Raw genomic sequence first — 21886 nt, 5'->3', positions numbered from 1 at the left:
AATCGTTTTGTCAGTCTTTTTATTGGTTTTATCTATTATTGATACTGCTGAGTTACCCAGTGTTGATACTCACCACTTTGCACATGCTCAACCCACTCTGAATTATTCAGATACCATAAGACAGTTTGGCGTAAACCTGAACTGAATGTTTCTTGTGGTGTCCATCCTAATGCTTGCTGAATTTTACTGGCGTCAATGGCATAACGCAAGTCATGTCCAGGGCGGTCTTTCACATAGGTAATAAGCTCAGCATAACTTGTAATACCGTGCGGTTTATTCGGTGCCAGTTCTTCTAATAACGCACAGATCGTTTGCACGACTTCAATATTGGTATGCTCGTTGTGTCCACCAATATTATAAGTTTCACCTGTTTTACCTTCGGTAGCGACCAAGTATAAGGCACGGGCATGATCTTCAACATATAACCAATCTCGAATCTGTTGCCCATTGCCGTATATAGGTAGAGGTTTACCTGCTAATGCGTTTAGAATGACTAAAGGTATTAGTTTTTCTGGGAAATGATAAGGACCGTAGTTATTAGAGCAATTGGTAATTACCACTGGTAAGCCGTAAGTTCGATCCCAAGCACGTACGAGATGGTCTGAGCTGGCCTTGCTGGCTGAGTAGGGGGAGCTTGGCGCGTAAGAGGTGGTTTCAGTAAATAAATCATCATCATTGTCTAAGTCGCCATAGACTTCATCAGTAGATATATGATGAAAACGGAAGTTGCTTTTTTTATCGCCGCTTAGCGTTTCATAGTAATGTCTAGCCACTTCTAATAAGGTATGCGTGCCAATAATATTGGTTTGCATGAAGGCAGCTGAACCAGTGATAGAACGGTCAACGTGCGATTCTGCTGCTAAGTGCATCACGATATCTGGTTGAAAGTCAGTAAAGTGTGCTTCGATAGCTGGTTGATCGCAAATATCTGTTTGGGAAAACTGATAGTGTGTGCTGTCTGATACGCTAGCCAACGACTCTAGATTGCCAGCATAGGTAAGCTTATCTATATTTAAAACGGTATCTGTGGTGTTAGTTATAATATGACGGATAACGGCTGAACCGATAAAGCCTGCGCCGCCTGTGATCAGTATGTTCATAGAAGTATCTACACTCATTGCTAAATTTTATTTGGTAATTTATTAGGGCGTGTTGAACATTGTGCATAAAATGTTGGCAAAAAAATAGCGAACGGTTAATCTTTAAGTTCTCACACCAAAAGACCTCATTCGCTATGCCTCGCACAATGCTCAAAGATGAACACTGGACCAGACTAAAACCTATCTTACTAGAACTCAATATCTATGACAAAGAAAATCTTCGATGTACGGTTGAAGGTATTCTTTATCGGATGCGGGTTGGTTGCCCTTGGCGTGACTTACCCGAGCATTTTGGTAAGACCAATAGACCCTAGTTATTGTAACATTTTAATAGCGGCCTCTAAAAAATATTGTTCATAGTAAGATAGACGGTGAGAACAAGCTATAGGTCTCTAAGCTATTTCATGGCAAGATAACCTATTAATGAAGATTAAGAAATTTGTTTCTGTTGAATTCGTAAACAGTGTTTTCTAGTGTATTAGACCTCTTTCAGAAGTACTGTTGTATTGATTTATTAACAACGAATTTTCAACAGCTAGCGCCAACTGATGTAAAAATTCTATTCTTATTTTTTAGATTAATAGCTAAAATTAATAATATTATTTATAATAACTTATTATTTAATGTTTTTAGGAAGTGATAAAAAAGTGAAAGCCTTACTATTAACTAACCATTTGATAAATTATGCCGGTTCAGAGATACAAATTCTAGAAGTTTATAATTTACTAAAAAATAAGAATTTTGATGTTCATGTGTTTGCAAATATTACTGGAGCACCAATTATTGATCAATTCTCAAAAAGCGATATTCTCTCATCACTTGACGGTATTTCACCCGCAGATTATCATCTTATTTGGTCGCAACATTCACTGTTTGCTCGTTTGTTTAAACAACCCTTCGAGGATTTTTCTACATTAATATTTTCTGTTCACTTATCACCATTCGAAATGCTTGAGCTTAGCTCCTTAGCTTACATGACATTGATTGGAGCATATTTTATCGCTAATAGTCCTGAAACTGCCGATAAGTTAAGTGAATTTGGTATCGATAGAAAATCCATTCATATTTCATACAATTGTTCCCCTTCTGATTTTTGCTGCCCATCACCTAAGGAAATACTACCACTCAAGAAAATTGTTATAGTATCTAATCACCCACCTAAAGAAGTACAGGCCGCTGCAAAATTGTTGCAAAGACGGTATAATGTTAATTTAATAGGTGATAAAAATCCCCAATTAGTTACGCCTGAAATATTACATGAGTTTGATTGTATCATTAGTATCGGAAAAACAGTGCAGTATGCTTTACTAGCTAATAAAGCAGTGTATTGCTACGATCATTTTGGGGGTCCAGGTTATCTAAATAATGATAATTATACTGATGCTCAATACAATAATTTCTCCGGACGTGGTTTTGGGAAAAAAACAGCTAAGAAAATTGTAAGAGAAGTAATATATGGTTATGAAGCCGAAAATAATTTTGTAAAGGAAATAAGAGATAAGTCTATTTACCAACTTGAGTTGTTTTTTGACAGATTGTTATTTCTACCACCTCAAATAATAGACGTAACTTTACAGAAGATAATTCATAAATCTTATCCAGTTGAAGAAAAAATAGCAGTTTTTTATAGAGGAAAACAAAAATTTTCTGCGAAGAGTATAAAATATAAGAAACAAAGAAATATTTTAACATTTCTTCTTTTACTATTGCTGTTCATTAATTTGTGGGCATTAATGAACTAATAGATATCTCGAAAAGTCATAGTGTAAATTAGAAACTTACCAAAATTGCAAATAATCTGATTCTTGAATCGCTATGCTAGCGAATATTATGAACGTCTAGTATTAATTTTTTTCTAATGCAAGATATAGTATGTTTTTATAAACCCTAGATTAACACACCAAGTGCAACGCTAAATAATATTATAGAACACCTGGTTTGGCGTTCTAAACCCTAAACGCTTTCTTGGTCGGTTGTTTATTCTATCCTCAATAGCCTGTACCTCATCATCAGATACCTGCCTAAAGTCACACCCTTTAGGCAGGTACTCTCTAATCAAGCCATTGGTATTTTCGTTTGTTCCTCGTTGCCATGAGGCATAAGTATTTAGGTCTTTTTTTCACCTGCTCTTTGATATTGCACTTCATGTGTTAATCTAAGTAATGTTAAATAGCAATATTTGCCTTTTAGGCTCGTCTATTTTCTTCTTATTTAGAATAAATCTAAAAATATTAAATTTTTCAAAAAATATGGATTTTAAGCTGCTTCTCTGAACTCTCTCATTATTGTTATAAACCAATATATCAGATCCATCATACAGTGGCTCTTTTTTAATATTAATAAATATTATTGGTTTTCATCAATACCTAACACTGAACTGTACCAAGTTTTGAATGAATATTTATTTAGTATCTTTGATGGAAGGATATAATATGGTTTATTTAAAAAATCTCTCAAAGAGTCAATGTCTATTTTTTCATTATCCCAAATATAAATATTATCTTCATGATATAGGTCATATTTAGAGACTTCAGTATTGTTAGTAATGAGTTTTTTTTGATAAAATATAGATTCAAAAATTCTAAACGATAAACCAGAATGCACATTATTCACAAAATCAATTAATATATCAGAATCTTTTACGTTATTTAGGTTTTCACTGTAATCAATGTTCTCATTAATAAAATTAATGCATTCGCTGTTATAAAGGGATTTATCGCGTATTTTTCTTTGCTTTAATCTAATTAAAAAATTTATTTGGAGGTTTAATTTATCTGCTGATTCGATGAATTTATTTATTGCAGAAACTCTTTGAGGGAGATGTGAACCTACAAAATATATTGTTTTTTTGGCTTCATTTTTTATTAAAATCGGGTTTTGATCTATATCAAAATAAAAATTGGTAGTAAGCTTTAAGTCATATTCAGGATGATTCAAAATGTCTTTTGGGTCAAAAACATAAAAATCATTAAAAACTTCAATTCTATCAAAAACATCTGGAAACCTATCAAGACCATCCCATTGATATCCAATAGTTTTGTTAACATAGCCTTTTATTTTTTTTATGAACTCAATAGAGAATGTATCGGGTCTGATAAATAAAGCATAATCAATTTTCATCTTTCTCTCCATGATATCATAATTCAGCTTCTCTAATGCTTCCTTGTCTTGTTGTCTGTTTTTATAACCTTTATCTCCAAAAATATTTTTTCTAAAGAAGTTAGCAATCTTCTCGGTGGGTCTTTTGTATTTGTATGGCTGACGACGATAGTAAATTACATCAAACCCATGATATTCAAAATTTTTTGCTATCAAGTTGCTAAGGCCAGCATCTTCAGGTAGTGCTAGAATTATCGATTTTTTATTATTCATTGATATCTATTCTATATAGTTTATAAAGTGGTTAAGGTTTGAAGTATTTTGGCAGAACTTCTAAATAATCAGATTTTCTTGAATACTTAGCTTGAATAAGACCTATGTTAATTTGAGCAACTAAACGTCTAAATTTAAATGCTAGTTTATTCGGCAGATTGTTTGGGCTGGGTTTAATATTATTGGCTGTAGAAATGCTGCTTTGACCAGCAGATTTTAGTTCTAGTTCAGGCATTCCGTAATACGTAGCCATATCCATTTGGATAGCGAGCGCGGGCACAGATTGCATACTTGTTAACCCTTTCGTATGACATAAAAGAGCGTCGGCTAAACCAGCTCCTTTCTTTGCGACACCATCAATGAGGATCTGCGCCCCATTAGGGGTTAGAAGATACGCAGCAGCACCTGTTTTATCATCTTGACATTAGGATAGTCAGTCTGCTTGCTGATTAATGCTAGGTTATCAGTAAATAAAACATAGTGTTTGTTACTATTGGGAAGTAAGTGTTTTTCAGCAGAGCGATAGAAGTACTCCCAAAAAACGGTATATCGCCCTGTGGCAATATACAGTATGGCTACAGATGGTTTGTTATCTTCCGTTATCACTTTCCCATTCCAAAATTATTATCATAATAAATTATTTGACGATTAAATATTCTATTTAAAAACTACTTCTGCTGCAAATATGGCTTTCTTAATCTTCATCCCAATCCTGTTAATTTCGCGCTTCGCTTTAAACATAGCAGGTTTTTTCTCTGACTTCATACGGCCTTGGCGATCTTTAATTAGCGCACTTGGGAGCGAGGGATTGCCTTTATTTAAAAGCATTTCTTGAATACATAGGGCAGGGGTCATTTGATAGACGGGTTCAGCGCCATGTTTGATAAAATCGTCAAACATTAACTCATCAAGCGGTCGCAGTTTGTTTTTTGAGATATAGTCCAAATATACTTGCGCACCACGCAATGACAAAATATAACCTGCGGTACCTAAATTTCTCCCTTTTAATTGGGCAATGCACCGCCTATCTGAGATAATTTTAGAGGAATTGGAAGACAAAAAGACTTTTTCAGAAAAGGCTTCTATTTTAATAATATGCCATTCAGGTTTTATCCAACTCGTGGTGGTTAATAGCGCTTCTGCATCTTCACCTAAATATACATCGTCTTCAAAAATAGCTAAATAAGGTATGTTTTGATCAATCATTTGTTGCCAAACGGAAGCATGGCTCATAAAACATGCCAATTCGCCACCAGTCAAAGCGATGTTTTCTAAATCAATGGGCAAAGTTTGAGCATAAGTATGAGCCAAGTCTGGTATTAAGGCATCAAAAAACTCAAAAGAGATGTTTTGCTTTGTAAATTCTTGAGTTATATGCTGACGACGATCAGTCGCGGTTGTTAGGCTAATGACATGGTTCTGCATTCAATCTTTTCCTTGGTTAAGCTGCCAAAGCATTATATATTTATCCATCGTGTAGCCAAGCGAGGCGAAAGCCAAAATATAACCATAAGCCCCGCCTAGTATGTCAGCGCGCATGATGTATTCACGGAAGAAAGAAAACCAAGAACGTAATAATACGCCTAAAAGTGTTATCTTTTTTCCTTTATGATGTTTTTCTCTTGCCCAATCATGACTGTAGCGCACATTTTTCATCAAAAAATGGTGTAAATTATCATTAGTGATGTGCAATAGATAACCCTGCAATACCTCACTTGGAACGCCTTTTTGATCTAACGATTCATGAACGTCTAAATCAGAGTATTTAAATAAGCCATTGGCATATAATCGTGCCAGTTTGTCTGTATACCACATACGTTTTTGTACTTCGACACCGCAAAACTGATTGACTCGAGCCACACTAAATACTTTATCAGTCTGTAGCGGCTCATTTAACAACCTGACAATAGAGTGTCTTAAATCATTCTCTAGACGCTCGTCTGCATCTAGTACTAAAACATAATCACAAGTAGCATAAGATTGTGCCAACTGTCGCTGTTTTCCAAACCCTTGCCACTCTTCATTGACATACCATTTAGCACCATACTGTCGGGCAATCGTTTCAGTGCCATCTGTGCTACCAGAATCCAAAATAATAATTTCATCGACGATATCTTGCACTGTTTTTAAACACGCTTCTAAATGCTTGGCTTCGTTCTTTACAATCATTACCAAAGACAAGCTGCTCTGCTTGTTTGATACGTTGACTGGCTGTAAGTCTTTAGATGTCTCTAAAGACTTTATAAATGCTTGTTCTGCTTGATTGTGGGTTAGATCATATAAAATGGCGTATTTATTAAAAGTATACTGGGTAAATAGCAGCGAGTATATCAGTCCATATTTGCCTTTCAAGAAGCGTCCATCTATTAGATACTGCTTAATAAATGCCCAAAGTGGATTTAAGATAACTTTATAAAAGCTAACTTTTTTACCTTTTGCATGGCGATCCTCAGCCCACGCCTTGGCATAATCTAAGCGTTTTTGTAGCCAAAACAATGGCGTCTCGGCAGTATGATGACGCATAAAGCCATCTAACGTTTCTGTATTGGCATTATTTAGCACGACAGATTCATGGACTAAATTATCATTATAAGAAAAATGACGGGGATATAAGCGCCAGTGTGCTTTTATCGCCCAATAGCTGGGATCAATTTCATGTCCAAAGATACAATCAATACGTTTGATACCGTATACTTTGTTCTCAGGTTTTTGATTGATAATTTTTAATATGCTCTCTTTAAGCTGAGGGGTGACCTCTTCATCAGCATCTAACGCAAAAATCCAATCACCGGTCGCGTACGACTGTGCCAATTGACGTTGTTTGCCAAATCCTTGCCAGTCTGTACTGACATACCATGTTCCGCCATATTGCTCTACGAGCTGACGGCTATTATCGGTGCTGCCCGAGTCTAATACAATAATTTCATCTGCCAATCCTTGCAACGAAGGTAAAGTGACGGCAAGATTTTTGGCTTCATTTTTAACTATCATTACTACTGATAAGCGGTATGACCTAATATTCTTTACATGATTCACACCTTATGCTCCTGTAGATAGTGATTTGTATTTGCATAAAAATAAGGACTAATATCCTAAAAAATAGTAGCCTATAGCTTAATTAGACAATAATAAATTTATTAACGAATGGATAAGAAAGTGTTTTAATAGATGCTAGTTCGTCATCTAAAAATAGAGGAAACTAGCATACAAATTTGCAGCCCTGCAATATCAAACAGTTTGTTTGCGACTATTACTTATACTGATTATAACAGGATATACATTACATATAGGAAGAACTGCCTACTATGACTCAGGCAATAAATAACCCTGATCAATTTATAGCGTCGTTAAATCAGTAGCTATTGCCAAAATATATAGCACAGTATTATTAGAATTCATACCCAATACTCCTTCAACCAAGGACTCGGTTTGACATGACGATACCATTTACCGCCGCCGCCATTGATAGCGTCTGGCGGATTAATCTCACCATGAAAAACGACGATTTTAGCACCATCTGGCAACGTAGGTGCCCGTACTAGATTAAATGGAATAGGCGCAATACATTGGTATTTAAAACTCACACACCAGTCTTTGTTCCAATACTCCAGATGATGATGCTCACGTAAATAATTAGACAAATACGCTTGCTCATGACGTACTTGAGTACGAATCGTCTCAAAGTTACGCTCAAAGTTTGCCAGCAAATCAGGATAAGTGCCCATGCCGATATTAAAGCGATAGACTGAGCTATTACCAATCATACGCCAAGGTTTTTTCCAATCACGAATAATAACCACGCTATCCTCGTGTTCAGCTTCATAAGTGAAAAAGCCATCGATATTGTCAACGATAACGATATCAATATCTAAAAACAAGGCGACGCCTTTGAGGTTATACAATTCAGGCTTAAAGGTTGTCAGCTTTTTCCAGCCACGTTCAGGTCCAGCAGGCAGATTGAGCTCAGGGATAGGGTGGCAGATAACGGCAGGATCGATACCAGTACTATCATCGGTTAAGCAAACCATCTGAAAATCTAAGGTCAGATGACGGCTGACCATATTATACAAGCGATTGACGTATTCAGGACCATATTTTTCGCCCCATTTCATACAAATGATATAACGCTGTTCAGCAACGTTAGCGTTGGTTTGCGTTGGGTTTATAGAGGGGAGCTTAGTTACATCAGATGTCATAATGCACTCATATTGAGGTAAATGAAGGACTAATAAAAAATAAAAGGATGCAGAATTCAGCCAATACTAGCATAACTGTGACTAATGATATGTCTAAATAGTTAAATGATAATTACTTATCATTATCGAGCTTAGCGTTATCACTGACATCGTTATCATAATTATAGCGACCAGAACCGATAGAATGGTGAGCTTGAATAAAAGCTTTTAAATCTGCTTTATCCTTTTGGTAAGGATTGCCTAAATTTGGTATATGCTTAAAACGTCGATAGCCCCACATATAATGACTATAATTATCCTCAATCATCTGTTGCATGGCTTGGTTAAGTGCCTGAGCAGCTGTTTCGGCATGGCGGTCATATAGCGCTGGGTCATCGAGTTTATAGCAATAAATATCAAAACCATGCCCGTCGTCACGGCGAATACATGCCAATCCGACCAGTGCGCATTTGGTTTTACTCGCCAGTTTTGAAGCAAGGGTGCTGGTTAACGTTTCAATGCCAAAAAAGGGCACAACCACACCGCCTGAAAGGTCAGGGACATGGTCTGGCAACACAATACTAAAGCCACCCTGTTTGAGTGTCTTGAATACCGCTTTTACACCGCTACCATCAGTAGGAACTAAAGTGGCATTGAGACGCGAACGACCTTGAAGGATAAACTCATTAGCGAACGTACCTTCAACTGGCTTATACATGATGGTTGGTGAGCCAAACTGATTGAGCCAAGCGTTCATCATCTCCCATGTACCGAGATGCGGTACGATTGCCAGCATGCCGTTAGGACTCGCCAGTCCTTCTAATAAAATGTCTTTATTATGGACGTCACGAATCTGAGCGATACTCCATTCAGGCGGCATGGCCCAGCTTTTGATTGACTCAATGCTGGTTAAGCATTGATGGTAGATAATCTCTTTGGTTAATGCTTGTTTTTGCAAATCAGATAACCTAGGCGCAATCAGCGCTATATTGATTTTGACCGTGCGCATGATACTAGCGCTTGGCATTCTTAAGATTATCCACGCAACAAAACGTGCCAGCATCTGCAAGACAGATAATGGCACGATTTTGAAAATATGATACGGATTCATGACCATTCACACAGTAATGAATCACATAACAGGCACTGTAAAAAATAGCTTCGCATGATCAGACTATTTATTCAGCAGGCTTGCTGGTGTCAGCTTGTACTTTTTCACGGACACGGATACCAAGCTCACGTAGCTGCTTAGTATTCACCTCAGCCGGTGCTTGTGTTAATGGACACTCAGCAGTTTTAGTTTTTGGGAAAGCAATCACGTCACGGATAGAGCTTGCGCCTACCATAAGCATGATTAAGCGATCCAAACCAAATGCCAAACCACCATGCGGCGGCGCGCCAAATTTTAACGCGTCAAGCAAGAAGCCAAATTTGTCTTCTGCTTCCTGATCATCGATACCCAATGCTTCAAACACGGCCGTTTGCATTTCAAGCGTATTGATACGTAAACTACCACCGCCAACTTCAGTACCGTTTAATACCATGTCATAAGCGATAGAAAGGGCAGATTCAGGATTGGTTTTTAATTCTTCAACTGAACCTTTTGGCTTAGTAAACGGATGATGCATTGATGTCCAGCGCCCATCTTCAGTTTCTTCAAACATCGGAAAGTCAGTTACCCAAAGTGGAGCCCACTCACAAGTGGTCATCTCTAGATCTAGACCAATCTTCTGACGTAATGCACCGATGGCATCATTCACCACACTGGCTTTATCCGCACCAAAGAAGATAATATCATTGCTTTCTGCACCAGTACGCTCAATCAGGCTTACCAATACATCATCAGTCATATTCTTAATGATAGGAGATTGTAGACCAGATTCTTTATCCACGCCGTTATTGATGTTGCTGGCATCGTTGACTTTAATATAAGCCAAACCACGTGCACCATAGATACCAACGAACTTGGTATAAGCATCGATTTGCTTACGACTTAATGAAGCGCCGCCTGGTATGCGTAGCGCAGCAACACGACCTTTAGGATCGTTAGCAGGACCGGCAAAGACTTTAAAATCAACGTCTTTCATCAAGTCAGCAACGTCAATCAATTTAAGCGGAATACGTAAATCAGGCTTGTCTGAGGCATAATCACGCATGGCTTCAGCATAAGTCATACGTGGGAATTTCTCAAACTCAACGTCCATCATCGTCTTAAAGACATGCTTAATCAGACCTTCGTTGATATTCATGATTTCTTCTTCATTTAAGAAAGAAGTCTCAATATCGACTTGGGTAAATTCAGGCTGACGATCAGCACGTAAATCTTCATCACGGAAGCACTTAGCGATTTGATAATAGCGGTCAAAACCTGCCACCATCAATAACTGTTTAAACAGCTGTGGCGACTGCGGTAAGGCAAAGAAGTTACCCGGACGTGTACGTGAAGGGACCAGATAATCACGCGCGCCTTCTGGCGTTGCACGAGTCAAGATAGGGGTTTCTACGTCTAAAAAGCCATGATCATCTAAATAACGACGAATCGCTGAGGTGGCTTTAGCACGGAATACCATGCGATCTTGCATTTGTGGACGGCGCATATCAAGATAGCGATATTTGAGACGCAAATCTTCTGATACCGTACTTTTCTCATCATTCAATGGGAACGGCGGAGTTTCAGACTTTGCCAGCACTTCAATTTCTTTGGCCAATAGCTCGATATGGCCACTGGTCATATTAGCGTTTTCAGTGCCTTCATAACGGCGACGAACACGACCTGTGATTTTTAGTACATATTCAGGACGTACCGCGTCAGCAGTAGCAAACGCTTCTGGGGTATCAGGATCGACAACGACCTGCAAGATACCAGCGCGGTCACGCATGTCTAAGAAAATTACGCCACCGTGATCGCGACGACGATGTACCCAGCCTACGACACTAATGGTTTGCTCAATTAAGCTCTCGGTTACGGCTCCGCAATATTCGTCTCGGTATTCGCTATGCGTCATAATATAATTATCCAGTTGTCAGCCCAATTCGAAATACAATAATGCAGCCATCGTTGCGCGATTGCAGTTATTAGCTAAATGAGTTATTAGCTAAAAGAAGCGCAAACAACGCGATTAAGACAAATAGTCATCACGTTGGCTACAGAAAATTTGCTGTAAACGCATATTATGCCTAATCCGCCTTTGTTATACAACCGAATCAGCCCAATCAAAGCTCAGTAAAGAGAGCTATAAGCCGTATTTATGCCGTAACAATTGCATTAGGTTAAATATTGTTCCTTTGCTTGAAAATATCAGCGAGCATGCACATATTAGCTTAACTTATAAAATCACACCTAGACTGTCTTAATTATTTAAGGAATCGTACTCATGCTTTTCAATCCTTCTAAAAACCCTGTCGAGTTAAGAGTTATACATCTGAATAAAAACCAAGAGCAGCGCCGTGAAGATCTGATGGAAGCGACTCAAGGTAAAGCTGCCCTCAAACAATTCAAAAAAACGCTGGCAAAGAAAGCAAAACAAGCCCTAAAAACCAAAAATAAGAAAAAAAATAGCGATAGTAAGCAACAAATTTTTGTACTCGACTTTGATGGCGATATCAAAGCAACTGCTGTCAAACATCTACGTGAAGAGATTAGCACGCTTATCAGCACGGCGAATAAAGGCGATGAAGTGGTGGTGCGTCTGGAGTCGGGCGGCGGCGTAGTACACGGTTATGGTTTAGCGGCAGCACAATTGGCTCGTTTAAAAGATGCCGGTTTGAAACTCACCGTATGCGTCGATAAGGTCGCAGCCAGTGGTGGCTATATGATGGCCTGTGTAGCGGACAATATTGTGGCGGCACCATTTGCAATTATTGGCTCTATTGGTGTGGTATCACAATTACCTAACTTCCATAAATGGCTCAAAAATCATGATGTCGACTATGAGATGTTTACCGCTGGTGATTATAAACGTACCGTGACCGTATTCGGTGAAAATGACGACAAAGATCGTGCCAAATATCAAGAAGAGCTAGAGCAAACGCACGAGTTATTTAAGCACTTCGTCAATCGTTACCGCGGTATGCTTGATGTAGATAAAGTCGCGACAGGCGAGCATTGGTATGGTGAAGATGCGCTGCATTTGAACTTGGTGGATAAATTACAAACATCAGACAGTTATCTGTTAGAGCGTATGGAAAACAGCGAAGTGTATGCATTGCATTCACGCCAAAAGCCAACACTTGCAGAAAAGCTAGGTCTGTCACAAGCGGCAGAAGCAACACTCAGTATGGCGATTGATAAACTACCAGATGCGCTAGCACGGTTTGACTTTAATAGTCGTTTAAATATTTTAAAATAGCTATATCTTGCCGCCGTTTGACGAATTTAATCATAAAGATGTTTTTAATACGCGACTCTCAACTTAATATGGGCTATCGTAGGCTGTGGCTTTAGCCCAGTCAATCGTAACAATTTGCCAAAAACGCTGGGCTAAAGCCACAGCCTACGCCAAAAATTATGATAATTGAGAGTGGGGTTTTTAATGGTAAATCTGCTTTAATAAGGTATAGTTGACTCGCTTTAAAAGTATAATAATTTATAGTGAATGACTTATTAACTTAGGCAGATAAATAGAGCGAGATAGATTTTTAATAAAATATTCACGCTATCTTGATAGCTTTATTGATACATAAAGGACCATCCATGCAAAATAAATTACTGAGCCTAATAGCAAAAACGGCTACCAAAAGTAAAAGTCAATTATTTAGTGCCATACAGCCAGCACGTTATTTAAAAGGTTTGAATAAACAGCAGGTTGGTCGCGGTAAAACGATTTTAATCACTGGTGCCAGCTCAGGATTGGGCGAGGGAATGGCGAGATTGTTTGCTAAGCTCGGATATAACCTTGCTATTTGTGCGCGTCGTATGGATCGTTTAGAGAGTCTACAAACAGAGCTGATGGCACAATATCCTGATATTCGTATCGAGTATCGAGTGCTAGATGTTAGTGATTATGATGCGATTTTTGAAGTGTTTGACGCTTTCGCTGCTGATTTCGGTCATATCGATCGTGTCGTGGTCAATGCGGGCATTGGTGAAAGTCGCCGTATTGGTAAAGGGCGTTTCGATACCAACCGCCGTACGGTTGAGATCAATTTTATCTCGGCGCTTGCGCAGTGTGAAGCAGCGATGAGTATCTTTCGTGAACAAGGTAGCGGTCATCTGGTCGTGATATCTAGTATGTCAGCGATGCGCGGATTACCTAAGCATTTGACTGCCTATGGTGCGAGTAAAGCAGGATTGGCGCATCTGGCAGAAGGTATCCGTGCTGATATGCTATTGACCAAACTGCCGATCAAAGTCTCTACTATTTATCCAGGTTATATCCGTACTGAAATCAATGAAAATGCTAAGCCTTTACCGTTTGAAGTGGATGCAGATACCGGCACCAAGGCAATTGTGGCAGCGATTGAAGCTGGCGTGGATGAAGCTTGTGTCCCAAGCTTACCCTGGTCAATTGTGGGTCAGGCAATGAAGCATTTACCATTACAAGTGGTTAATAAAGTAAGTTAGCATAAAAAACGTTGATGATATTAAGAAAAAAACGATTAAAAAAGCCCTCTGTATCAGTATATAGAGGGCTTTTTTAATCGTTGTAGCTCACTGACTATGGTTATAGAAAAAAATAGGTATTTATAAAAATACTTAAAAAGTTACTTATTATAGTCAGTGAAAAGTAATATCGATACAACACGTACTACTGGTGCAAATTTTTCTTGCTTGCTGTGCCTACGCAGACAGAGGCTGCAAAAAATTTACACCAGCAATACGGTAGCGACTTTAAAGTATTTCAACTATATGTTCTGCAATCGCTCGTTCAATGGCATCACGTAATTTTTGCGGCACACGAACAGGTCGCATGGGCGCAGTATTATTTGACGCATTATTGTCTATAGAATCTGGTGTAATTTGATTTTGTACACAGGCAACAACGATTTTGGTGCTGCTTAGTAAGACGGCTTTGGCATTGTTAGCAGTGTTATCTTGAGATTGCTGCCGATAAATGCTTTGATAAAATACAATGCTGGCAGGTTTTATCTCAACGTTATCAATGCGTACATTAATGACTTCATCTAATAAAATAGCGTGCTTATATTGCAAGTCTGCTTGAGTGACGACGAAATGCTGAATCTGACCATCATTGCTCTCCAAAAAATATCCATTTAAGCCCAACTGAGTAAACCAGTCGCGGCGGCAGTTTTCAAAGAACACTAAGTGGTTGGCATGATAGACTATACCGCCAGCATCGGTGTGATTGATATACACATTATAGTTGGTAGTAAATAACGGCGTAATTGTGTTAGGTTTTGATGTGGTCGTTGGGTTCTTGTCAGTCGCTTTTTTCATAATAATGCTCAATAGATATATTTAATAATATGGTGTGATAAGTTGATTAAATACCATTGCTCGATAAATAGTGTTTTATAAAAATAATGATAGATTGTAGTGAGGTAAATAAGCGTAGCTTGATAGCGTCATATGGTAAATAACCACTTTATATCAAGATATAAAAGGGCGCAACAGATAGCGATGTTTATGTCTGTTATCATAACCGTATTTGTTTTATTTAAAATTGGCAATATTTATTTATAGCCGCATTTGTTTATCAAAGCACTTACCCATAGCAGCAGTGTGCTTTCATTTATTAGACTAGGATAATTTATGACCCGTTTTGTTTGTTTTAATATTAATGGTATCCGTGCCCGTCAACATCAGCTAGAAGCGGTAAGAGATATCATTGATCCTGATGTCATGGGTCTGCAGGAAACCAAGGTACATGACGAGCAGTTTCCTCTTGAAAATGTAGAAGGTTTGGGCTATCACGTCGAGTACTTTGGACAAAAAGCGCATTACGGTGTGGCAATATTATCGAAAGTTGCGCCTATTTTTGTGCAAAAGGGCTTTCCTGGAGAAGATGCAGAGGCGCAAAAACGTTTTATTCATGCACGTTATGAGTTTGATGGGCGTGAGATTGATGTGCTCAACGGGTATTTTCCACAAGGCGAGAGCCAAGAACATCCGACCAAATTTCCGATGAAACGCGCTTATTATGCTGATTTAATGGCATATATCGATATTTTAAAAGCGGAAGGTCGCTCGCTGGTGGTTATGGGTGATATGAATATTGCCCCAGAAGATATCGACATTGGGATTGGTGAGGTTAATGCTAAGCGCTGGTTAAAAAATAGAAAAACATCTTTCTTACCAGAGGAGCGTGAGTGGTATAGCGCTCTTATGTCACGTGAGTTGACCGATACTTATCGTTTGCATTATCCAGAAAGCACAGAATTATACAGCTGGTTTGATTATCGCAGTCGTGGTTTTGATGATGACCCTAAGCGTGGATTGCGTATCGATCATATTTTATGTACGCCTGATTTGGTTGCGCATTGTGTTGATGCCGGCATCAGCTACGAGCTGCGTGCTATGGAAAAACCCTCTGATCATGCACCTATTTGGACAGCGTTTGATTTAAATAAAGTATAATATTTTTGTCATTATGACTCAAATTTTACAATCAAGAAAAACATACAAATATGAATAAATAAGGAGTGAGCTATGGCGGTTGGTAATGTTGCAGTACCTGAAACGATTTATCCTATTGAAGGCATTAAGTTAAGTGCTACCGCAGCAGGCGTACGCTATAAAGATCGCGATGACTTGGTAGTTATCGAGATTGCGACTGATGCAGCCACTGCAGTTGTGACGACCAAAAATGCATTTTGCGCCGCTCCTGTGCGCGTATTACGTGAGCACTTTGCTAAAGCTTCTCCGCGTTATTTGGTGACCAATACTGGTAATGCAAATGCTGGCACAGGCGCTGATGGCAAGCGTCGCGCGATAGATATTTGTGCGGCGTTGGCTGCTAAAGCTGGTGTGAATAATAATACTGTATTGCCGTTCTCGACTGGTGTTATTGGTGAGCCGCTAAACAGTGAGGCGATTATCGCTGGACTAGACAATGCACTAGCCAATCTAGCGCCTGATAACTGGCTTGCTGCCGCAAATGGTATTCGTACAACAGATACGATTCCAAAGCTCACCAGTAAAAAGGTTAATGTCGCGGGTAGCCATTATCATATTACTGGCATGTCAAAAGGCTCAGGCATGATACGTCCCAATATGGCGACCATGCTTGGCTATGTGGCAACCGATGCTAATATTGCTGCTGATTTATTGCAAGAGATGCTAAGTGCCATTAATGAGCAATCCTTTAACCGTATTACAGTCGATGGTGATACCTCGACGAATGACTGCTGCGTATTGATAGCGACAGGTGCTGCGAGCTCAGATATCATTGACAGCCCTGAGCATCCTCATTATCAGCCACTATTTGACGCGTTAGCTGAAGTCTTTATACGTTTAGCACAACTGATTGTACGTGATGGTGAAGGTGCCACTAAGTTTATGACTGTGAAAGTCACGGGTGGTAAAACCACGCAAGAATGTTGTGATGTGGCATATGCTGTTGCGCATTCACCCTTAGTCAAAACGGCATTTTTTGCCAGTGATGCCAACTGGGGGCGTATATTAGCAGCCGTCGGTTATGCAGGGGTTGAAGACCTGGATACTGAACAAGTCGATGTCTATTTGGACGAGGTTATGATTTGTCAAAACGGTGGTGTGGCGCCAACCTATACTGAAGAGGCTGGCAAGACAGTGATGAGTCGTCCTGAGATTACCATTCATATTGATCTTGCACGCGGTGAAGCCATCGACACGGTTTACACCTGCGATTTATCTTATGATTATGTCAAAATAAATGCGGACTATCGTAGCTAAATAATCTTTGTGCGTGTTGATACTAGACGCTCAGAATCTGATGATTCTGAGCGTCTTTTTCTTTAAGGCTTTAAAGTGATAAGCAAAAATAGGGCGCATTTTCCGATATTATCAAATATGCCTATTTACGATCGATTAACAACCGTTGCAAAAGCTGACGTTACGTTACAAAGCAGTTATAGAGGCGCAGTCACTTTGCGCCCTATACTGATTGAGTAGATGATAACGGGTATGGAAAAATACATCCATTCTAAAATCAATGAAGCGATTTCAAAAACACAATAACTATGAATACATTGAGGATTTTATAATGAAAAAATTAGCATTGGCAGCAGTGATGGCAACGTTTGTTTTATCAGGTTGTTCAACCATGGCGATAGATGATGAACGTATCATGGTAGTCGAAGGTCAACCGGCAATTGTAAAAGTCATCAACATTCCAAGCTTTAAAATAGAAATAGCACCGCTTAAAGCAGTCTGTGAGCTACAAGCCTCTAATGGTGCTATGATTGAATCAGAGTGCTTGCAATATCGCCAAACGTATCAGAAAAACTACACCCCTTTAAATGGTAATATTCAGGGCTTTACTTATGAGCCAAATTATCGTTATGTTTTGGACGTTCGCCAAAAAGCAATGATGGATGAAGTAACCAATGCCGTTAAACCAGTTTGGATTCTCAACGAAGTAGTGTCAAAAAAAGCGGAATAATTTCTCATTGATTGACCACTATAGTTAGTTTAAAACAAGATCTCTCATCATTAGAGGTCTTTTTTATAGCAATATTTTGTACCTTTCATTTAATTATAAAGTGCCAAATATAGTTGAAATACTTTAAAGTCGCTACCGTATTACTGGTGTAAATTTTTTGCAGCCTCTGTCTGCGTAGGCACAGCAAGCAAGAAAAATTTGCACCAGTAGTACGTGTTGTGTTGTATTGTATCGATATTACTTTTCACCGACTATAGTTAGCATTGGCTGTATTTTACGCTGACGCCATGAGTGGCAGTCGGTATACGATTATCGGCATATACTGCTAATCCACCACGAGAGGTTTCTTTATATTTATCCAGCATGTCAGCACCGGTGACTTTCATCGTTTCAATGACTTTGTCTAAAGATACAAAATGTTGACCGTTACCACGGCAGGCAAGTCGTGCTGCATTGACAGCTTTAACTGCACCCATGGCATTGCGCTCAATACAAGGCACTTGCACTAAGCCGCCAACAGGATCGCAGGTCAAACCTAAGTTATGCTCGATACCAATCTCAGCAGCATTAAGACATTTGGCAGGATCGCCGCCTAGGATTTCTGCCAGTGCAGAGGCTGCCATCGCGCAAGCTGAACCTACTTCGCCTTGACAGCCCACTTCGGCACCCGAGATTGAGGCGTTTTGTTTGATTAAGCTGCCGATCGCCGTGGCATTTAACAAAAATTTGCGTGCGCCATCAATACTGTAGTTTGATAAAAAATCACGATAATAATGCATGACTGCAGGAATGATACCTGCTGCGCCGTTGGTAGGTGCGGTGACGACATTGCCGCCATTGGCGTTTTCTTCATTGACCGCTAAAGCATATAAATCAATCCAATCCATCGCAACCAATTTGTCGTTTTGTGCAATCGGCTGGTCTTTTTCAGCACACAATTGCAAATATAGTGCTTGAGCACGGCGCTTTACATCTAAACCACCCGGTAAAATACCACTGTTTTGGCATCCACGAGTCACACAATCTTGCATCGACTCCCAAATAGAGTCTAAATACTCAAATACTTCTGCCTGCTCACGGTAATGGCATTCATTCGCCAGTATCAGCTCGCTCACGCTCAAATGGTGTTCACGGCATTGCTCTAACAGCTCTGCGGCGCTATTAAAAGGATAAGGAATCACATCGATAGTCGGTGTGGCATTATCTTCATCGGGATTAGTCGCATCTTCTTCATTGATAACAAAGCCCCCACCTACAGAATAATAAGTCTGCTGATAATGGTTGCCATCCGCCAAAGATACACGGATAGTCATGGCGTTCGGATGATAGGGTAGAACCGTTTCATCATACCAGTGAATATCACGCCCTGTATCAAAAGCAATAACGTGCTTGCCTGCGATATTGAGCTGATTGTCTGAAAAGATTGGTGCCAGATATTGACTGGTCAAACCCGTATCGATGGTGCTAGGAGCGTGACCAAGTAATCCCAGTAATATGGCGGTATCGGTTGCATGTCCTTTACCTGTCGCCGCGAGCGAGCCATATAATTCAATCTCTAAAGAATGGATGTCGCTCAGATTGGTTTGCTTTAGGAGTGACTGTACAAATAAGTTAGCTGCTATCATGGGACCGACAGTATGAGAGCTTGACGGGCCAACACCGATTTTAAATAAATCAAATACACTAATCATAATAAGTTACCAAAAAAAATAAGGGAAAGTCAGAAAAACCGCATGGCAAAGACCACCGCGCCCATATAAAATTATATATAGGCAACAATAGATAATAAGCATCGTTCATCGATAAATTTAGAGCATTGTCTATGAAAATATTTAAACGTGTTCGTTCGAGTGACGGGTGAATAATAGCTGTTGTTTATTATTAAATTCCGTTATGATGCTCGGCATCAACGCTTATGTAACATCTTGTAAGTTAGCTATCGCTATATAATACAGGCTGCGAGCAGCCAAAGCGGTGAATTTAGTAAAGCATATCTTAGTCAATAGAGCTAGCAAATACTGTTATTTATTACCTCTTTATTTATCCGATTTATTATTAGCTTAAGCCCATAGGACAATCGCGCATGATAACCCCTCCAGAAAACTCGTCTCAATCAACGCCGCACAGTCAAACAAAGCCATTAACGCCAACCGCACTAGATGCGGCAGGTATTGATATAGCAACTGATTCGGCAACCATGAGTTTACCGCACAATTCGGACTTTGAGAACGGGCGCTGGTTTCCAACATGGCGACCCTTTAAAGGGGATTTGGACCGCACACCAGTCGGCATCAATGAATATCTGCCACCATCAAAAAGCATGCTACTCGGTGTGCAGCATACCTTTGCTATGTTCGGCTCGACGGTACTTGCGCCTTTATTGATGGGGTTTGATCCAAACTTAGCTATTTTGATGTCCGGTATTTGTACGGTGATGTTCTTTATGATCACGGGCGGGCGTATGCCAAGCTATTTGGGCTCAAGCTTTGCTTTTATTGGTCCTGTGATTGCCGTGACGGCGTATGCTGGCGTAGGGTTTAATGCTAATTTGAATGTTGCTTTGGGCGGCATCATGGCTTGTGGCATCATTTATGCCTTGGTCGGTTTGCTGGTGATGAAAACCGGCACAGGCTGGATTGAGCGCTTGATGCCACCGATTGTCACCGGCGCTATCGTGATGATTATTGGTCTCAACTTAGCGCCAGTGACTATTCAAGGGGTGTCTGCCAATCAGTTTGATGCATGGATGGCGGCTTTAACCATTCTCTTAATCAGTGGTGTTGCGGTATTTACGCGTGGTATGCTGCGTCGCTTGCTATTATTGGTTGGCTTGATACTGTCTTATATCGCTTATTATGTGATGACCAATGTGTTGGGCTATGGTGTTCCCATTGATTTTAGTGGGGTGTCTACAGCTTCTTGGTTTGGCTTGCCAAGTGTTCATACACCAAAGTTTGAGATCAGTGCGATTATCTTGATTGCACCCGTTGCCTTTATTTTGATTGCCGAAAATCTAGGTCATTTTAAAGCAGTAGAAGGCATGACTAAAGCGCGCGTGACTCCTTACATGGGGCGTGCGTTCTTTGCTGATGGCTTGGCGACGACTTTTTCAGCAGGTTTTGGTGGCACAGGTGTGACCACTTATGCTGAAAATATCGGTGTCATGGCAGTAACCAAAGTATATAGCACGACTATTTTTGTCATCGCAGGTTTGGTTGCTATTATGCTAGGGTTGTCACCAAAATTTGGCGCGATTATTCAAACCATTCCACCAGCATTATTGGGCGGTGCTTCTATTGTAGTCTTTGGTTTGATTGCCATTGCTGGTGCGAAAATTTGGATAGACAGCCATATCGACTTTAGTAAAAACAGTAATCTCATCATCGCGGCGGTAACCGTTATTATGGGTACTGGTAACTTTAGCTTGCATTTAGGCGGTTTTGATTTGGGTGGTATCGGTACGGCTACCTTGACGGCAATTGTCCTCAATGCCTTGTTTAATCTGCGAAAGAATTAAAGATAAATAAGCTATATAAAAACTAAGATGCAGAATATTTTCTTAAGATTAAATATTAGCGAGATTGGACGACGATATTTGTTCTGCTTAGTACTTCTCCGTAAAATTGCAGCTTATTTAAAAAACTAATTTCCATAAGTCTACCGTTTATCTTGAAAAATATACCTCCTGTCGGATTTG

General features: G+C 39.6%; 17 protein-coding genes and 2 pseudogenes. 8 read left to right on the top strand and 11 right to left on the bottom strand.

From position 1 onward, the window contains the following. Nucleotides 1–35: 35 nt before the first annotated feature. Nucleotides 36–1100, bottom strand: a complete 1065-nt coding sequence (gene rfbB, locus PSYC_RS06300; protein WP_041757673.1) for a dTDP-glucose 4,6-dehydratase — start codon at nt 1098–1100, stop codon at nt 36–38. 134 nt (nt 1101–1234) lie between these two features. On the opposite strand from rfbB, the pseudogene PSYC_RS11410 reads away from it, so the two are divergent. Both PSYC_RS11410 and PSYC_RS06295 read left to right on the top strand, forming a co-directional pair. After that, a pseudogene (locus PSYC_RS11410) lies at nt 1235–1405 on the top strand (transposase); the annotation flags it as partial. Between the two features lie 342 nt (nt 1406–1747). Then, nucleotides 1748–2842: a hypothetical protein gene (locus tag PSYC_RS06295; RefSeq protein ID WP_041757671.1), complete on the top strand. Its 1095-nt coding sequence runs from the start codon at nt 1748–1750 to the stop codon at nt 2840–2842. A gap of 170 nt (nt 2843–3012) precedes the next feature. On the opposite strand, the pseudogene PSYC_RS12015 reads toward PSYC_RS06295, so the two are convergent. The 8 genes and pseudogenes from PSYC_RS12015 to aspS all read right to left on the bottom strand — a co-directional run. Next, nucleotides 3013–3201, bottom strand: a pseudogene (locus tag PSYC_RS12015) (transposase); the annotation flags it as partial. 245 nt (nt 3202–3446) lie between these two features. Further along, the gene (locus PSYC_RS06290) at nt 3447–4472 is read right to left on the bottom strand and encodes a hypothetical protein (RefSeq protein ID WP_011280482.1); all 1026 of its coding nucleotides are present in this window, start codon (nt 4470–4472) and stop codon (nt 3447–3449) included. A gap of 31 nt (nt 4473–4503) precedes the next feature. Next, on the bottom strand, nt 4504–4761 hold the full coding sequence (locus PSYC_RS06285; protein WP_041757669.1) for a hypothetical protein: 258 nt from the start codon (nt 4759–4761) through the stop codon (nt 4504–4506). Between the two features lie 368 nt (nt 4762–5129). After that, nucleotides 5130–5897 carry a glycosyltransferase family 25 protein gene (locus tag PSYC_RS06280; protein ID WP_011280480.1) on the bottom strand — a complete coding sequence of 256 codons (768 nt, stop codon included), beginning with the start codon at nt 5895–5897 and terminating at the stop codon, nt 5130–5132. Next, a complete protein-coding gene (locus PSYC_RS06275) occupies nt 5898–7463 on the bottom strand; it encodes a glycosyltransferase family 2 protein (RefSeq protein ID WP_011280479.1) in 1566 nt (521 codons plus the stop codon). A 404-nt stretch (nt 7464–7867) separates the two neighbouring features. After that, nucleotides 7868–8584, bottom strand: coding sequence for a glycosyltransferase (locus PSYC_RS06270; protein ID WP_406621537.1), 717 nt, complete (start codon nt 8582–8584; stop codon nt 7868–7870). Nucleotides 8585–8780: 196 nt separating this feature from the next. Continuing rightward, the gene (locus PSYC_RS06265; RefSeq protein WP_011280477.1) at nt 8781–9758 is read right to left on the bottom strand and encodes a lysophospholipid acyltransferase family protein; all 978 of its coding nucleotides are present in this window, start codon (nt 9756–9758) and stop codon (nt 8781–8783) included. 67 nt (nt 9759–9825) lie between these two features. Then, nucleotides 9826–11652: an aspartate--tRNA ligase gene (aspS, locus tag PSYC_RS06260; protein ID WP_011280476.1), complete on the bottom strand. Its 1827-nt coding sequence runs from the start codon at nt 11650–11652 to the stop codon at nt 9826–9828. Between the two features lie 369 nt (nt 11653–12021). On the opposite strand from aspS, the gene sohB reads away from it, so the two are divergent. Beyond that, a complete protein-coding gene (gene sohB, locus PSYC_RS06255) occupies nt 12022–12996 on the top strand; it encodes a protease SohB (protein ID WP_011280475.1) in 975 nt (324 codons plus the stop codon). Between the two features lie 344 nt (nt 12997–13340). Beyond that, nucleotides 13341–14210: an SDR family oxidoreductase gene (locus PSYC_RS06250; RefSeq protein WP_011280474.1), complete on the top strand. Its 870-nt coding sequence runs from the start codon at nt 13341–13343 to the stop codon at nt 14208–14210. 267 nt (nt 14211–14477) lie between these two features. On the opposite strand, the gene PSYC_RS06245 is transcribed toward PSYC_RS06250, so the two are convergent. After that, entirely contained in the window at nt 14478–15044 is a 567-nt protein-coding gene (locus tag PSYC_RS06245) for a thioesterase family protein (RefSeq protein ID WP_011280473.1), read from the bottom strand. A gap of 315 nt (nt 15045–15359) precedes the next feature. Here PSYC_RS06245 and xthA point away from each other — a divergent pair, with 315 nt between their 5' ends. The 3 genes from xthA to PSYC_RS06230 all read left to right on the top strand — a co-directional run bounded on the left by xthA (nt 15360) and on the right by PSYC_RS06230 (nt 18189). Further along, nucleotides 15360–16184 (top strand): exodeoxyribonuclease III, encoded by an 825-nt coding sequence (xthA, locus tag PSYC_RS06240; protein WP_011280472.1) that lies wholly within the window; start codon nt 15360–15362, stop codon nt 16182–16184. A 72-nt stretch (nt 16185–16256) separates the two neighbouring features. After that, complete coding sequence (argJ, locus tag PSYC_RS06235) at nt 16257–17480, top strand: bifunctional glutamate N-acetyltransferase/amino-acid acetyltransferase ArgJ (RefSeq protein ID WP_011280471.1); 1224 nt, start codon at nt 16257–16259, stop codon at nt 17478–17480. A 310-nt stretch (nt 17481–17790) separates the two neighbouring features. Then, the gene (locus tag PSYC_RS06230) at nt 17791–18189 is read left to right on the top strand and encodes a DUF4377 domain-containing protein (protein ID WP_011280470.1); all 399 of its coding nucleotides are present in this window, start codon (nt 17791–17793) and stop codon (nt 18187–18189) included. 257 nt (nt 18190–18446) lie between these two features. Here PSYC_RS06230 and PSYC_RS06225 read toward each other — a convergent pair whose 3' ends face one another. After that, the gene (locus PSYC_RS06225; RefSeq protein WP_011280469.1) at nt 18447–19880 is read right to left on the bottom strand and encodes an L-serine ammonia-lyase; all 1434 of its coding nucleotides are present in this window, start codon (nt 19878–19880) and stop codon (nt 18447–18449) included. Between the two features lie 392 nt (nt 19881–20272). Here PSYC_RS06225 and PSYC_RS06220 point away from each other — a divergent pair, with 392 nt between their 5' ends. Then, nucleotides 20273–21706, top strand: a complete 1434-nt coding sequence (locus PSYC_RS06220; protein WP_011280468.1) for a solute carrier family 23 protein — start codon at nt 20273–20275, stop codon at nt 21704–21706. The last annotated feature ends 180 nt before the right edge of the window (nt 21707–21886 follow it).

This window comes from Psychrobacter arcticus 273-4, assembly GCF_000012305.1.
Lineage (GTDB): Bacteria > Pseudomonadota > Gammaproteobacteria > Pseudomonadales > Moraxellaceae > Psychrobacter > Psychrobacter arcticus.
Note: the sequence above shows the minus strand (reverse complement) of the source record. Positions and strands in the feature narration are given on the sequence as shown.

What these genes read in the sequence shown, in the direction of transcription:
- PSYC_RS06250 (WP_011280474.1), top strand. Translation starts at nt 13,341, where the DNA reads ATGCAAAATAAATTACTGAGCCTAATAGCAAAAACGGCTACCAAAAGT.
- PSYC_RS06280 (WP_011280480.1), bottom strand. Translation starts at nt 5,897, where the DNA reads ATGCAGAACCATGTCATTAGCCTAACAACCGCGACTGATCGTCGTCAG.
- PSYC_RS06275 (WP_011280479.1), bottom strand. Translation starts at nt 7,463, where the DNA reads ATGATAGTTAAAAATGAAGCCAAAAATCTTGCCGTCACTTTACCTTCG.
- aspS (WP_011280476.1), bottom strand. Translation starts at nt 11,652, where the DNA reads ATGACGCATAGCGAATACCGAGACGAATATTGCGGAGCCGTAACCGAG.
- PSYC_RS06290 (WP_011280482.1), bottom strand. Translation starts at nt 4,472, where the DNA reads ATGAATAATAAAAAATCGATAATTCTAGCACTACCTGAAGATGCTGGC.
- PSYC_RS06270 (WP_406621537.1), bottom strand. Translation starts at nt 8,584, where the DNA reads ATGAAATGGGGCGAAAAATATGGTCCTGAATACGTCAATCGCTTGTAT.
- PSYC_RS06245 (WP_011280473.1), bottom strand. Translation starts at nt 15,044, where the DNA reads ATGAAAAAAGCGACTGACAAGAACCCAACGACCACATCAAAACCTAAC.
- PSYC_RS06265 (WP_011280477.1), bottom strand. Translation starts at nt 9,758, where the DNA reads ATGAATCCGTATCATATTTTCAAAATCGTGCCATTATCTGTCTTGCAG.
- PSYC_RS06285 (WP_041757669.1), bottom strand. Translation starts at nt 4,761, where the DNA reads ATGCAATCTGTGCCCGCGCTCGCTATCCAAATGGATATGGCTACGTAT.
- rfbB (WP_041757673.1), bottom strand. Translation starts at nt 1,100, where the DNA reads ATGAACATACTGATCACAGGCGGCGCAGGCTTTATCGGTTCAGCCGTT.
- PSYC_RS06225 (WP_011280469.1), bottom strand. Translation starts at nt 19,880, where the DNA reads ATGATTAGTGTATTTGATTTATTTAAAATCGGTGTTGGCCCGTCAAGC.
- sohB (WP_011280475.1), top strand. Translation starts at nt 12,022, where the DNA reads ATGCTTTTCAATCCTTCTAAAAACCCTGTCGAGTTAAGAGTTATACAT.
- xthA (WP_011280472.1), top strand. Translation starts at nt 15,360, where the DNA reads ATGACCCGTTTTGTTTGTTTTAATATTAATGGTATCCGTGCCCGTCAA.
- argJ (WP_011280471.1), top strand. Translation starts at nt 16,257, where the DNA reads ATGGCGGTTGGTAATGTTGCAGTACCTGAAACGATTTATCCTATTGAA.
- PSYC_RS06220 (WP_011280468.1), top strand. Translation starts at nt 20,273, where the DNA reads ATGATAACCCCTCCAGAAAACTCGTCTCAATCAACGCCGCACAGTCAA.
- PSYC_RS06230 (WP_011280470.1), top strand. Translation starts at nt 17,791, where the DNA reads ATGAAAAAATTAGCATTGGCAGCAGTGATGGCAACGTTTGTTTTATCA.